This is a genomic window from Robbsia andropogonis, assembly GCF_000970345.1.
GTDB classification, from domain to species: Bacteria; Pseudomonadota; Gammaproteobacteria; order Burkholderiales; family Burkholderiaceae; genus Robbsia; species Robbsia andropogonis.
The window spans coordinates 420,334-434,984 of sequence record NZ_LAQU01000001.1 but is presented as its reverse complement, the minus strand read 5'-3'; the positions used below and the strand labels follow the sequence as shown (position 1 = coordinate 434,984).

Sequence of the window (14,651 nt, the reverse complement as noted above, 5' to 3'; positions counted from 1 at the left end):
CCCGATTTATCGGCGCATCTTGCCTCGCCGCTGCCCGCATGGCCGGGGTGGCTGCGCTGACACGAAACAAGCGCCTTTTTCATACCGGTCGACCTACTCACTCGTTACGGGCCTGGACACTCACCTCGTCCAGCGCGGCGAGCACATCGTGGCAAGCCCCCATCGTGTGATAGTCGGTCTTGCCCGGCGGGCTTTTTTCGTCGCTGTATTTTGTGTTGTCACGTCGCAAGATGCGATACCACGCACCATAGGTGTGATCGATGAAATGCTCCCAGCAATACGCCCAGAGGCGGTCATAATCATCCCAATAACGCTGCTCGCCTGTGCGGCGTGCCAGACGTGCCGCTGCCGCGAATGCCTCGGCCTGGACCCAGAAGTATTTATCGTTGTCGCAGATCGTCCCATCAGGTGCCATGCCGAACAGGATGCCACCGTGTTGCGTATCCCAGCCGGGGACCATGGCAGCGTCATACAGTTCACGTGCCCGTGGCAGCATCCACATGGTTTGCGGTGTCAACTCGGGTATCGCATTAACGCGACGTTCCAGTTGTAACAATATCTTCGTCCATTCGACCTGATGCCCTAACTGGAAACCCCACGGACGGAAAAGGTTCGCCGGATCGTTCTTGTTGTATTCCCAGTCGACATGCCAGTCACTATCGAAATGTTCCCAGATCAGATCATTCGTTAACGCGGCTTGGCGAATGCAAATATTTTCCGCAAGTAACAGGGCGCGGATCAGATAGTGCCGTTCCTTCGTGGCATCGTAGGCGGCCATCAGCGCTTCGGTCATATGCATGTTCGCGTTCTGGCCGCGATAGGGCTGCAGATGCCAATCACCGTCGGCCTCGTCGGCATAGAGCTGGTGCGTGGAATCCCAGAAATGGGTATTGACCAGTGCGTACGTTTCAGCAATCAACGGCGTGGCTTCTTGAATGCCGGCGAGTGAAGCATGGGCGTATGCAAGCAAAACAAACGCATGCCCATATGCATGACGGGTCGCATCGACCTCCGTTTTCATCGGCTGCGCGCCGCTTGTTCCCGGGCGCCACTTCATCGTCCAATCATACCCGCCACGCACGGGGTCCCGGTGTACATCGCGGACGAAGCGCATTGCATGTAGTGCACGGGCCTGATCCGCTTTGTCGCCAAATGCGCGATATGCGGTCGCGTAATTGAAGACGAACCGGCAACTGCTCACGAGATGCCGTGTCTCCGCGTCGAAAACGGTCCGGTCGTCTCGAAACGCATGGTGGAAACCGCCGGAAGCGTCGTATCCGTGCGGTGCATAGAACCCTAACGTATCTCTGATGTGGGCACGTAGAAAGGGCGGGGCGCGAAAATCCGGCATGGTATGTCGTCTCCTGATTGGGCGGTGAGCCCATTGTTTTCCGAAACATTATTGCATGACCCGAAATTGGAGGGTGCTGACAACCAACATTGCCAGTTTCCAGGTGCACCATGCACAGTATTAATAGCACACCATCCGCCGTCCGGTGTTTGCAGTAACAACCCTGCAACATTGCAATGGCTGGGACTTCAATCGCCAAACATGCAATGCGTGGCGACGCAATATTATTGCGAGCAACTTTTTGCTATCGCGATTTCAATATATATATAAGGAATACGAAATGCATACTGATATGACGCCATGCCGTAAAGTTGATACGCCTTTTTCGAGAATGCTTCGTGATCCAGCGCATGGGTGCGGGGCGGCACGGACTGTCTTGGGTCCCGTGTGGCCGATGATGGTTTGCATTGTCTTTGGTCTGACGGCATGCGGTGAGAAGCAGGCAACCGGTCCCGCATCTTCCGCCAGTCCGGCATCGAATGCCAGTGCCGCCGACGGGAAAGGGTCGGCTGACCATAAGGCCTCTGCTCCCGCGAGCGGAGCAGACCCGCTCGGGATGCAGGCGATGGGCGATCGTGGCACCGAGGTACTCGACAAGGCGGCAAAAGGGGTCGCATCGCTGACGGACGGGGGGGCTGCCATGCTTGGCCGCATTGGTATCAAGCTGCGTGACGAAGATGCACGGGCCAGTGGTGGCAAATCGGGCGAGATGGCGCAACAACAAGGTGCCGCCACCGCATCGGATGCCGCTGCGCGCGCCCAGGATGCGGCCACCACCGCACGAGATGCGGCCACGCGTGCCGCTGCCGCGTCGTCTGCTGTCGGGGCGCACGTGGCCGGGGCCTCTTCAGATGCCGCGGCCCGCGTGACTGGCGGCGCGTCGGATGTTGCGGCGCATGTGGCCGGTGCGCCGCACGCGGCAACGCATATGAGCGGAGCGTCCTCGGATGCCACGGCGCGCGTTCCTGGTGTCGCGTCAGACACGCAGGCGCGTGTCACCCGCTCCCCGTCTGATGCGGCGGCGCATGCGGCCCAGGTCGCTAGCGGGCCTCGCGATTCGCGTGGCGAGGATCCGCGCGGGGAGCGTGCGCCAGACACGTCGTCGGCAACGCGCAATGGCGCGGAACAACGTACGCCGGAAACGATATCAATCCCGTTCCTGCATGGCAAAAGCACGCTATCACCGGAAACAGCACCGCTTATCGATGTCATTGTCAATGCATTGAAGAACAAGCAGGCGGCACATGCGGTGTTGTGCGGTCATGCGGACAATAGTGGCACGGCAGAGTATAACCGCGCCCTGACGTTGGAGCGGGCTCGGGCGGTTCGTGATCGGTTGGTGGCGCGCGGTATCGATCCCTCGAAGTTGAGCATTCGTAGCCGGTTTGATACGACGGAAGCCATCGGGCGCGATGCGTTCTCGGAGCGACGTGTTGACGTCATCCTGACGGTTCAAGACGCGTGACGGTGTGCGGAATTGCCACCTCAGGCATGCATCACTGCAATGACTGGCCCTTCATTTCTGGCACGAGAAACCAAGTTGCCAACATGTCGAGCACATAAATGGCGGCCAGCATGGCAATGGCCGTCTGAAAGGAGTAGGCGCTGGCAATGGCACCGATGACCAGCGGTCCAAAGCCGCCTACCGCACGTCCGGCATTCCACAGGACGTTTTGCGCAGTCGCGCGTGCGATTGTCGGATAGCCTTCCGACATCAGCGCGCCGTAGCCGCCAAGCATGCCATTTACAAAGGCGCCCATGACGATGCCGGCGCACAGGATGGCGCCGGGCGCACTCAGGGTCGCGTAGACGCAGACCATGATCGCCGCGCCTGCCTGGAACAGCAAAAAGCTCGGGCGGCGACCGATGCGATCGGCCAATTGTCCGAAGACCCAGATGCCGGCCATCATGCCAACGACGGTAGCCGAGGTCCACAATCCTGACTTCATCAGCGACAGGCCAAGCGTTTTCGACAAATAGCTGGGCAGCCAGATCGATATCCCGTAATAGCCGAAATTCTGGACCGAGCACAGTATCAGGCAACCGACGCTCAGTTTTGTGGTGCGGGCATCGGCGAATAACAGTCCGAAGGTCGCGCCCCATGCGAGTGGGGCACCGGGGCTTCGTCTGGCGTCGACAAATGCCTCCGGCTCGTGCAACGTTTTACGCATGAGCCATGCCGCTAATGCCGGCAGGACGCCGACGACGAACATGCCACGCCAGCCGATCAGCGGTAGCAGCAACGGGGTCAGCAGCGCCGCGGCGAGCACGCCCCCCTGCCAGCCCAGCCCGACGTAAGCCGATGCGCGGGCGCGCTTGCTGGCGGGCCAACATTCGGCGACCAGCGCCATTCCTATCCCGAATTCCCCTCCCAGGCCCAGTCCGGCGATGGTTCGGTAGACCAGCAACTCGCCGTAGCTGTGCGCAAACGCACACAAGCCTGTGAAGATCGCGAACAGGAAGATAGTCCATGTCAGCACGCGCGCCCGGCCGAAGCGGTCGCTCAGCGCGCCGAAAAGCATGCCGCCGATGACCGAACCGATCAGCGTCCAGGTTACGATCGCACCTGTTTGGCCTGCGGTCAGGTGCAAAGCCGAACCGATGGCGGGCAACATGAATCCCAAAATGAGAAGGTCGAAGCCATCCATCGCATAACCGGCGGCGGCGCCAAATAACGCGCGACGTGCGTAAGGAGTCACCTCGTCATGGGAAAGTGTTACAGAGGAGCGGATCATCAGGGCAAAAATCGACAGTAGGCTGAGACGAGCGGAAAGATACGCGTCTCATAATTTACTGTCGAGCCTGACATGCCGTACGTGGCGCACGGCACACGCACGGCAGTCGCGGGCGCTGCGCCCGCGTGAGATCACATCAACGCGTGGTCGATGCGATCGACATCGAGGAAATGGCTGTTCGTGTGATTGCGCGCGGCGGATGCAGCATGCGCGACAATATGCTTTTCATCGCATGCCAGGGGCACGGCGCCAGGCGTGGGTGTGCCAGGCATCACGTCCTCGATACGATCAGTATCCGTTGCCGCGGCAGCGGACATGGCATCTATCAGCGCCTGGTCGCCCAGGGTACTTCCATCGCGCATCGATGTTGCATCACGCAGCAATGATGTGGCGAATGCGTCGACCACCGTATCAGAGGCGGGAATGCCGGAATAGCGATCTGTGAATGTCTCGGCTTTCGCAGCCAGCAACAACAGCGCCGCGGACTCGCGTCCCGCGTCGCGCGCGCCAATCCGGCAGCGTGCCGCGAATTCATGGATATCGGTAAAACGGACCTTCGTGTATTGCAGCCACGCACTTGCCAATTGCAGGTTCATCTCGCATTCCACCACACGACTAAAAAAGTAGACTACCGCCAAGAAGATTGATTCGCAACAGAAAATCGTCCATGAGTGGCGTGTATTTACAACTGCTGCCGATCACCATCAAACGGTTTTCGCCACACCGTCCATCACTACGTGCACGCGTCGTATGTACCGTTGGATTTTAGGGGTTAACCCTTAAAATGTTGACATTGTGAACCACTACGCATCTTGGCCTGCTGAACTATTCAACTGATATCAAAACAGCGCAACGGCATGCAAAAACGGGACAATGCCTACCGATACCACATGCCCGATGCATCTCAAAAAAATATGCCGCCCGCACTTCAAAATGCCGGCGGCGTGGCGCGCGTCGATCTACCCCAGCCATTGCCGAATGAGTAGTTGCCTATTCAGCGCGGCGGCATTCCGCCCAGCGTGGATAGCATCAGCAAGTTTGCCAGATCAATCAGGTCGAACACTGGGCATCCGCATACCTTCTCGATACGATCCCGGTAAGGTCCCATATTCGTACATTCGAGCAGGATCGCGCCAATATGCGGCGCTTTTTCCATCAGTGCTTGCGCCCCCGCCACCACATCGCGGGCGACGTCGTCCATATTTCCCGTCGCTTGATTACCGATGATGACACGGGCGAATTCGCTATCCGGTGCAATGCCTTGCATGGGGGTGGTTGGATCGACGCCGACGGCGCGCAGATGATCCGCACTCAATGATGTGGCGGACGCTGTCAAGATGCCTACCGACACATGCGCGCCAAGCAGCGTTCGCAGCATCGGCACCAGCAGCAATGCCGACGTGCCCATGGGAATGCTTACCGCGTCCGCCAGCCGTTGTTGATGCAGCGCCAGGAATCCGCAGCTCGTAATGATCGCGCGGCATCCTGCGTCTTGAAGGGCGCGCGCGGCGCTGCAAAAATGATCGACGAGGCCGACGGCACGGTCATGAACAACCCGCGCGGGCGTGGCGTGTTCCACGCGCCGCAGTATCACGGGATAGCGATAACTTGCGGGATTGCCCACATCGCCCAGTGGGCGAGGGAACTGCGTGTCCAGCATCAGGATGCCAAGCGGCTTGGGCGACATGGTTCGAACAGGAGTGGAATAAGAACGCAGGATGATGGCACGCGCAGGCAGGCGCGTGGTGTACGGTGACGATGCTACCGGCTTTCCCTACAGTCCGCCAACATCCATTGGCTGCAGTATGCTGAAAAGTGCATTGATATTGCTGCGCCGTCCTGGCAAGCAGGTTTTCAAAGAAGGAGTGTCTTTGATGGGTTCAATCAATAACGTCACATCTCCGCGGCGCGACGCCGGCACGTCCGCTCCACCCGCGCCGGCAGCATTGGAACCGGCGCCACCCTGCACGCTCGTCATCTTTGGCGCTCACGGCGACCTGACGAAGCGGTTGTTGACGCCCGCGCTGTACAACCTGATTGGCAGCAATGCGCTGGACAAAGGGTTCAAGGTGATCGGCGTGGATCGCGTGCCTGGGAGCGATGCGTCATGGCGCGAAGAACTTGGCCAGACGATGCAAACCTTCACGAAAGACCCGAACGCCGAGTTCTACACGCCGCGGATCGATGCCGCGCTGTGGGGAGATCTGTCGAACCGCCTGCACTATCTGCAGGCCGATTTCACGGATCTGGACGCATTGCGGAAACTGGGTGAGCAGATAGACGGCAACGCTGTGTTCTACCTCGCCGTGGCCTCACGCTTTTTCTCGACGGTCGTGGAAAACCTTGGCAAGGTTGGACTGACCCGGGAAAGCGCGGGCGCGTTCCGTCGCGTTGTGATCGAAAAGCCGTTTGGTTCGGACTTGGCCAGCGCCCGCGAGTTGAATACGAAGATCCTCGGCGTACTTGATGAGCATCAGGTTTATCGAATCGACCATTTTCTCGGTAAAGAGACGGTACAGAACATCCTCGCGCTCCGTTTTGCGAACGGTATGTTCGAGCCGCTGTGGCGTGGTCAGTATATTGATCATGTTCAGATCACCGCCGCGGAAACGGTGGGTGTGGAGGGGCGTGGTGCATTCTACGAACCCACCGGCGCGCTGCGCGACATGGTGCCGAACCATCTGTTCCAATTGTTGGCGATGGTAGCCATGGAGCCGCCGAATTCGTTCTCGGCGGAGACCGTGCGTAACGCAAAGGAGCAACTGTTCGAGGCGATTCGTCCGGTGACACCGGAAAATGCGGTGCGAGGACAGTATGCCTCTGGCACCGTCGATGGCCGTCCCGTGAAGGCTTATCGTGAAAGTCAGGGCGTCGCACCAGACAGCAATACCGAGACCTACGTTGCGTTGAAACTGGAGATCGATAACTGGCGTTGGTCCGGCGTGCCGTTTTACATGCGTACCGGGAAGTCGATGCTGGGTCGGCGCACGGAGGTCGTCGTGCGCTTCAAGTCCGCTCCCTACGCGATGTTCCAGGATGAGCCGGTAGAGGCGTTGACGCCGAATGACCTCGTCCTGAACATTCAGCCGGTGCAGGGGTTGACATTGAACATCAGTGCAAAGGTACCCGGCCAGAAAATGGATCTCGCGGGTGTGGAAATGAAGTTCCGCTACGAAGACGCATTCAGCGAAACACCAAACGTGGGCTACGAGACATTGCTATATGACTGCCTGTGCGGGGACGCCACGCTGTTCCAGCGCGCCGACAATATCGAGGCGGCATGGCGGGTCGTGGATCCGGCCATCAAAGCGTGGGCGACCGACAAGAGCGGTCCGCAATTGTACGCCGCCGGGTCCGAGGGGCCGAGTGCGTCTGACGAACTGCTTGCCCGCGATGGACGTCAATGGGCGTCATTGACGCGGCCGGCGAAGTGAGTGAAAAGGTCATGCACGGCATCGTCGTGCCTGGCCGGCAAGATGCACCTCATGGGCCCGCAGTGATCACCGTCATCGGGTCACTGCGAACGCGGGTGTCCGTGTCGATGTTCCCCGGCGCATGCCTGGTGGGTACGATGCGAAGGATGCTCCGCGAGCAGCTTGCGGGTGACGCCGTTGGTCCATCCAAACCCATCCTGCAATGGATATTCGCCCCCTCCGCCCCCTCCAACGACATCATGCGGATCACTAACGTTATCTGCATGCAGCGCGTACTTTTCCACCAATTTGCTTTCTCGTCGATAGAGTGCGCCCACCGTATCCAGCCAGCGATGGGCGATATCCTGCGCGAGTTCACGCTGGTTGTAGCGGCGTAATCCTTTTATCGCAAGCCATTGCAGCGGCGCCCAGCCGTTGGCACGATCCCATTGTTGCGGGCTGTCGCGCTCGGTGGTCATCAGTCCACCGGGCGCCAACAGCTTGACGGACATGGCTTGCGCTACTTGATGTGCTTGCTGCTGCGTCGCTAGGCCCACGTACAGCGGGGTAGCGGCGGCGGCCGTCAATTCTTCGCGCGGCTTCCCGAGTTTCCAGTCGTAGTCCACGTAAGCGCTCGTCAAGTCGCTCCACAGGTAACGGTCTACGGCAACGCGGCGTGCCTCCGCCAAACCACGAAAACGTTCCTGGCCTGCTTCGTCACCACTTGCCCCGCTAAGACGCGATATCTGTGTTTCCAGCTTGTATAGGAAACTGTTGAGGTCCACCGGCAGAATAGCGGTCGTGCGGATCGTCGAAAGATCGTCAGGGTCGGCCAGCCAACGCGAACTGAAATCCCAGCCGGACGCGGCGCCGGCGCGCAGGTCGCGAAACAATTCCGATTTGAACGTCTCTGGTGTCACGACGGCGCCACTTGCCTCGGTCCGCACCGTGCCGTGGGCGCTGATATCCTTGATCACACCGGCTAGGCGTCCTGCTTCGATATCCTCGAGAAACCCCTCATCCCGCGGCGTGTCGCGTTCATCCCAATATCGATTCAGCAATGCCCCGTCTTCCATTCGCACGACGTGGCGATAGGCATTGCCCGGTAGCGTGTCCTCGGCGCCTTCCATCCAGAAGGCGTGTTCGCGCAATAACTGGGGCAGGAAATGCACGGCGCGTTTCAGGCCGTGCTCCTCAAAAAGATCCACCATTAACGCGAACACCGGCGGTTGCGAACGGCTTAGGTAGTAGCTGCGGTTGCCATTGGGTATATGGCCATAGGCATCAATTAGGAAAGCGAAATTATCGGCCATGTTGCGTAACAATCCGTGCCGCCCGCTTTCCGCCATGCCAAGCATCGTGAAGTAAGAATCCCAATAGTACATTTCACCGAAACGACCACCTGGCACGACATAGTCGAAGGGCACCGGCAGCAACGAGCCATTCGCGGGGTGGGAGTCCGGGGTGCGGGTCAGGACATCCCACAGCGCATCGATATGCGCCCCGATGGGTTGAGCGGGGTCCGAGACGTAATGACTGTTGTGTACCGGTTCCGTGATGAAATGGTCGGCAACGAAAGCGCGCAGGTCGAAGCCCGGCAACGCGTGATTCTCCCGGTACCGTGCGACGATCGATTGCGGATCACGTAACGGCTGGCAATCGACGAACGTCTTGCTGTCGGGAAAGACGCGCGACTGCTGTATGGCGACAAACATTTCCTGGTAGCGATCGGCGGGCGTTCGTCCGTCCGCCGCCACGACATGTTCGACGCCGGGAGCTTTCCCTCCTTGCGCAAGTACTTTTGTGGAGCGATGCGTCATCTTCCTGCCTCCTTATTGCGTCTAAAGCACGTCGCTTCACTCTAGCAGAGATGCGCCGCCGCCGGGACCGCGTGCGGGGGTAGACCTTGCGGCCAGATGGATTTCATTGGTAAGCACAATGAAGGGTCACTGACAGTACGATGAAACATCACGCTGTTTCCACCGTGACGCAGGAAGCATCGGCTGGTGCGACCGTTGCGGCATTGTTCAGGCCGGCATGATCAACGCGTGATCTGCAATGCAATGGAAGAATGCACATCCACGTTGGCGCTTTCGAAAAATCGTTGGGTGAGGGCGCCCAGTGGCGTGTCAGGCGCATGGTCGTATGGCGCCGGTTGTTTTTTGGGTCAGCGTTGGCATGGACACTACGCCATGTATCGGCGGATACTGTCACTGCTCGACGCTTTTTTTCTTTTTTCAGCACGCTTTTCCTGTTCTTTATGCAAGCCTCTTCCCTGGTACGTATCCGTCCCTTCAAGCCTTCCGATGAACAGGCGGTCCTTCATGTCGTTTTGCGGATTCAACGCGAGGAGTTCGGCGTTCCGATCACGGTGGACGAGCAGCCCGACCTGCGCGCCATTCCAACGTTCTACCAGCAGGGATGCGGTAACTTCTGGGTGGCGGAGGTCGAAGACGACGTGCGTGGCGCGATGGTGGTCGGCACGATCGGCCTGAAGGACATTGGCGCGGGGCAGGCGGCGTTACGCAAGATGTTCGTTTCAGCGCCGTATCGTGGGCGCACGTTCGGTGTGGCCCATGCCCTGTTGGCGCATCTGCTGCAAAGCGCGCGTGAGCGGGGCGTGGCGGAAATATTTCTCGGCACCACCGCCATGTTTCTGGCCGCGCATCGTTTTTACGAGAAACACGGCTTTGTCCAGACGGACGCCGATGCGTTGCCAGACCGTTTTCCGCGGATGGCCGTGGATTCGCGTTTTTATCGTCTGCAACTGGATTGACCCCTGCTTGCCGCCAGGGTGCAGGGTGTGCCATTGAAAGCGGTACGCGATCCAACGGCGTCGAACGCTTCGGAATGGACTACGCGGCAGTGATCAATTCGCCCCCCGCCGTGCGGCGAGGGGGATCGTCATAACGGATCTAGCGTTTCGCCAGATCCAGTGCATTGGTCATATCGCCCATGGCGGGGAAACCATTCGCGCGCAGCGCATCGTCCCTTTCCTTCAGGCCATCGAGTACGTCGAGGCCGAACGTGCGGGTGATCAGACGCAGGATCGAGCCCGTGTCGTATTGCGTGTGATCGACAAAGCCGCGTTTTGCCAGCGGCGAGATCACCAAGGCCGGGATGCGCGTGCCAGGACCCCAGCGGTCCCCCTTCGGTGGGGCGACATGATCCCACCACCCGCCGTTTTCGTCGACGGTGATGACGATGACCATGTCCTTCCATTGCGGACTATTGCGCAGCACATTGACGATGTGCGAGATATGCCGGTCGCCGGACGACACGTCGGCATAGCCGGCGTGCAGGTTCAGATTGCCTTGCGGCTTGTAGAACGTCACGGCGGGTAACGTGCCTGCCTGCGCGTCAGCGAGGAAATGATTCGTCGACGTTGCATCGCCCAGCCCGCCATCACGCAGATGTTCGCGACGTGACGCGGTATTCGGGCCGAGGTTCTCGAAATAGTTCAACGGTTGGTGGTGCCATTGGAAATTCGGGATGACCGGCGTGCCGTTGGTGATGTTCTTGCCCTGCGCATCGATGGCTTGCTGAAAGGCGCCGGAATACCACGCCCATGACACGCCTTTCTTGTCGAGCTTGTCGCCAATGTGTTCATGATGCTGCGGCGGACACACCTTGGCATTGGCCGGATTGGTCATGTCCGCTATCCCGTTCGCGTCGAGCTTGACATCCGGCGGGGTGGGGATATAGGGCGGCAACATCGTGTTGACGCCATAGCTGAGTTTCGATCCGTCAGCCAGCGTTTCTTCCGGCGTCAGCGCGCTCGGACCAAATTTCGGGATGCCATTCATTGCGCTGGCGGGCGATTCAGGCAACGGCTTGAGATTCGGGTCGCGCGGATCACCGCTGACAGTGGTGGCAATCGTGGACTTGCCGATGCGCGACGCCGCATTCGGATAGCGTGGCGGCGTGGCGGCCACCAGATACTGGTGATTCAGAAAGGACCCGCCGAATGCGCCCTGGAAGAAGTTGTCGCACAGCACGAACTCGGTCGCCAGGTTCCACAACTGCAGGCTATAGCTGGTGTTGGTGTAATAGCCCATTGGAAAGCCGCCAGAATCGGCCCAGGCCACGAACATATTGTTCTTGCCGCCATTGATCTGCATCTGATTCTGGTAGAACACATGCCACAGGTCGTGCGTGACGATAGACAACGGCAGCGCTTCGCCTTGCGGTCCTTGTAGTGGGAATGGCGCATTGGGCAGGTCGGTTTGATATTGTTCGCCGGCCTTGTAGGTGATGCCGTCCGCGACCTGGTCTTTCGGCGCCCAGCCATCGGGGACGACGGGCAGCTTTGGCAGCACCGTCACGCCGTCGCGATCCAACTGCCGATATGCCGATGGTGGCACCGCCGACAATGGCGATTGCAGACCAGGAAAATCCGCGAACAGGTTGTTGAAGCTGCGATTTTCCGCGTAGATCACCACGACGTGCTTGACACGTTCACGCAGCAGCTTGTCGACCGTATGCGCCGGCAGCGGCGCGGACCGATGCGTGTCTCCATGCTGCGCGGCGACGGACTCCCCATTGGCCAGCACGCCGCCGAGCCCCATCGCTGTCAGACCACCCAAAAAACGCCGGCGCCCTTCTTTCTGGATGCTTCCTTCGGCGTTGCCTGTCGAGGCAGATGCGGTGTCCGCGGTGGTGGAGGACAGCGTAGGGTCTTGCGGGGTTTGCGACGGCGGCACAGGCTTCGACATGAGACGATTCCTTCTCGGATGGATTGAGGGGGCTTGGGGGGCGTGCTCAAGACTTCGCGAAGGCACGCGGAGCACCGGGACGCCCGATCGCGGGCGATACGACACGTCGATATGCTTACACAATCGCGCGTATCATCGGATCGTAATATGACAGTGTGATGACGTCATAAACCGGACACACGGGGTCGTCGGACGTTGCGCGCGCGTTCGGTGCTAGCCGATGCGCATTCAACGCGGCGGTGCCGGCGCGGTGGAGCCGCGTTCGAGCCATTCGGGTTCGATATCATGACCCGGCAAAACGTTGTCCTTGCTGTTGGCCGCGCTCCCCCCGCCGCCCGTCGCGGCGGCCTGCATCATGGCCAGCAAGCGCTCGGCTGCAAGACGGCCGATGCGGTGCGTGTCGACCCGCATCGTCGTCAGCGGGGGGTGTGCCTCTGCCGCAAGTGCGAGGTCATCGAAGCCGGTTACCGACAGGTCCTCGGGTACAACGAGGCCGTTCGCGGCCGCCTCGCGCAAGACTCCCAGCGCAAGCATGTCATTGCCGCAGACGATCGCGGTCGGACGGCGGACCGATGGCGCCGCTTTGTGGGCTCGGCGTGCCCCGGAGGTCGTGGCAGGCGAACGCGTGGACCGTTCGAGCAAGGGCTGATCGAGGCCCATGATCGCGCGCAGGCTGTCGCGGCCGAACGCGAGGGTGGCCGGGCCTTCCCGTCGATGTTCCGGCGCGATGAGCAGGCCATGCCGCTGCAAAGCGGCCTGTAATCCCCGCTGCCGGGCTTGTACCCGGTCGTTATCATCGGCGGGCTGGAACACCGTGCCAAAGGTCCGATGGCCTAATCCCACCAGCTTGTCGACAATCCGCTCATACGCGGCGGCATTGTCGAAGCCGACGCATACATGAGGGCTGTCGCGCCGATAAGCGTACGTGACGACATAGGGCACGCGATAGCGCCGCAGGGCCTCGAACACCTCGGGCGGATGGGCTTCACCAACCAGCGCCATCGCTTCCACGCCGCGTGCAAGCATCGCTTGGACCTGTGTCAGTGCCTGGGCGGGGTCGTAGTTCGAGCAGCCGAGGAAGAGCGTGATACCGTGCTCGGCGAACGCGGCTTGCATGCCGCTCACTTGCGAGGCGAACACGTGATCGTCCAGCGTCGGGATGATGATGCCGGCGATATGCGTGCGGGTGGAGGCCAGCGCACGTCCGGCCGCATGCGGAATCCAGTTCAACGCTTTGGCGGCAGCTTCGACACGTATGCGGACTGCCGCCGAGACTTTGCCTGGATCGTTATAGACGCGCGAGACCGTCGCCGTGGATACGCCGGCATGCCGTGCAACATCTTCCAGCACACTGCGCCCATTGCCTCGCCGCGTACGCGCGGTCTTGCCGGTTTTCGGCGTAGAGACGGGAGGCTGGTCGGCAGGGTCGGAAACGGGCATCGATGCGGCGATAGGTAAGGGGTCAAGCGCGCTTGGCAATGCGGGCGCGGAAATGTTCGGTTCCGTCGACAATCTTGTCGAGGATCGCATCCAACGCCCAGAATCGTTCGCGCACATCGAAGTCGATCACGCGGCACCGGATGGAGGAGAACGTGCCGATACGTTGATGGTACATCTTTGCGAGCGCCGGATAGCCGAGCGATTCCGAGACCGCGCATAGCACCAGGAACGTCGAGAGTTCATCGGCTAGCGCGGGGTCTTCGTCACCGTGGTTTCGAAGCCAGTTGTAGAGGTCCGGGTGGAAATTCGTGAACACGCCGTTGAAGCCGCCCGAGCCGGCGCGCATCGCATCCCGTGCGATCGCCGCGTTGGCGTTCAAGATCTGCAGCGTCGAGCCTTCCGCCAGTTTCACGCGGCGCTTCACGGTGTCCAGGTCGCAGCTCACATCCTTCAGCATGATGAAGCGGCCGGTGTCGATGCAGAAACGCAGTTCTTCATCCGTCAGCAGACGGCGGTAGGGGGCCGGGCATTCGTACAGGCCCAGCGGCATGTCGGCCGGCAACCGATCCAGCAGGTATTGCAGATTCGACAGAAATGCATCCGTACCTTTTTGTTCCGGATCGAGGCGGTTCGTCACGAGGACGATGCCGTCCGCTCCCGTCTTGGCCGCGACCAGCAGTTCCTCGACCTGTTTTTCCAGATCGTTGCTGATATGCCCGGATACCACCACCGGCACCCTGCCGGCAACCTTGTCAACGACATGCTTGCCCAGCGCGCCACGTTCTTCCAATGTCAGCTTCAGCATTTCGCTGGATTGACAGACCGCGAACAGCGCGTCGGAACCGTTCGCCAGGTACCACTCGACCAGGCGGTCCAGCCCCTGATAATCGATCGTGCCGTCTTCATGGAACGGCGTCAGCATCACGGGCACGATACCCTTGACGACAGTGGAAATTCCCGTGGATGCGGTGGAAGCAGAGGACATCGATAGCACCTT

11 protein-coding genes are annotated in these 14,651 nt (G+C 60.2%); 3 read left to right on the top strand and 8 right to left on the bottom strand.

Annotation, left to right across the window (positions count from 1 at the left end; genetic code table 11):
• Window positions 1-97: 97 nt before the first annotated feature.
• Entirely contained in the window at window positions 98-1,351 is a 1,254-nt protein-coding gene (locus WM40_RS01905; protein ID WP_046151946.1) for an AGE family epimerase/isomerase, read from the bottom strand.
• A 394-nt stretch (window positions 1,352-1,745) separates the two neighbouring features.
• Here WM40_RS01905 and WM40_RS01900 point away from each other — a divergent pair, with 394 nt between their 5' ends.
• On the top strand, window positions 1,746-2,816 hold the full coding sequence (locus WM40_RS01900) for an OmpA family protein (RefSeq protein ID WP_046151945.1): 1,071 nt from the start codon (window positions 1,746-1,748) through the stop codon (window positions 2,814-2,816).
• 31 nt (window positions 2,817-2,847) lie between these two features.
• Here WM40_RS01900 and WM40_RS01895 read toward each other — a convergent pair whose 3' ends face one another.
• The 3 genes from WM40_RS01895 to WM40_RS01885 all read right to left on the bottom strand — a co-directional run bounded on the left by WM40_RS01895 (window position 2,848) and on the right by WM40_RS01885 (window position 5,773).
• Window positions 2,848-4,086, bottom strand: a complete 1,239-nt coding sequence (locus tag WM40_RS01895; RefSeq protein WP_046151944.1) for an MFS transporter — start codon at window positions 4,084-4,086, stop codon at window positions 2,848-2,850.
• Between the two features lie 131 nt (window positions 4,087-4,217).
• Window positions 4,218-4,682, bottom strand: coding sequence for a hypothetical protein (locus WM40_RS27595; RefSeq protein WP_157685667.1), 465 nt, complete (start codon window positions 4,680-4,682; stop codon window positions 4,218-4,220).
• A gap of 398 nt (window positions 4,683-5,080) precedes the next feature.
• Complete coding sequence (locus WM40_RS01885; protein ID WP_024904647.1) at window positions 5,081-5,773, bottom strand: aspartate/glutamate racemase family protein; 693 nt, start codon at window positions 5,771-5,773, stop codon at window positions 5,081-5,083.
• A gap of 187 nt (window positions 5,774-5,960) precedes the next feature.
• Between WM40_RS01885 and zwf the strand changes: the two genes are divergently transcribed.
• Window positions 5,961-7,520 (top strand): glucose-6-phosphate dehydrogenase, encoded by a 1,560-nt coding sequence (gene zwf / locus WM40_RS01880; RefSeq protein ID WP_024904646.1) that lies wholly within the window; start codon window positions 5,961-5,963, stop codon window positions 7,518-7,520.
• Window positions 7,521-7,600: 80 nt separating this feature from the next.
• On the opposite strand, the gene treF is transcribed toward zwf, so the two are convergent.
• Window positions 7,601-9,319 carry an alpha,alpha-trehalase TreF gene (gene treF, locus WM40_RS01875; RefSeq protein WP_052738120.1) on the bottom strand — a complete coding sequence of 573 codons (1,719 nt, stop codon included), beginning with the start codon at window positions 9,317-9,319 and terminating at the stop codon, window positions 7,601-7,603.
• A gap of 440 nt (window positions 9,320-9,759) precedes the next feature.
• On the opposite strand from treF, the gene WM40_RS01870 reads away from it, so the two are divergent.
• Window positions 9,760-10,275: a GNAT family N-acetyltransferase gene (locus WM40_RS01870; RefSeq protein WP_046152036.1), complete on the top strand. Its 516-nt coding sequence runs from the start codon at window positions 9,760-9,762 to the stop codon at window positions 10,273-10,275.
• A 139-nt stretch (window positions 10,276-10,414) separates the two neighbouring features.
• On the opposite strand, the gene acpA is transcribed toward WM40_RS01870, so the two are convergent.
• From acpA to WM40_RS01855, 3 genes are all read right to left on the bottom strand, one after another.
• Window positions 10,415-12,214 (bottom strand): acid phosphatase, encoded by a 1,800-nt coding sequence (gene acpA, locus WM40_RS01865; RefSeq protein WP_024905568.1) that lies wholly within the window; start codon window positions 12,212-12,214, stop codon window positions 10,415-10,417.
• 228 nt (window positions 12,215-12,442) lie between these two features.
• Window positions 12,443-13,654 carry a LacI family DNA-binding transcriptional regulator gene (locus WM40_RS01860; RefSeq protein WP_036012840.1) on the bottom strand — a complete coding sequence of 404 codons (1,212 nt, stop codon included), beginning with the start codon at window positions 13,652-13,654 and terminating at the stop codon, window positions 12,443-12,445.
• A 22-nt stretch (window positions 13,655-13,676) separates the two neighbouring features.
• Window positions 13,677-14,639, bottom strand: a complete 963-nt coding sequence (locus tag WM40_RS01855) for a dihydrodipicolinate synthase family protein (protein WP_082102373.1) — start codon at window positions 14,637-14,639, stop codon at window positions 13,677-13,679.
• Window positions 14,640-14,651: the final 12 nt, after the last annotated feature.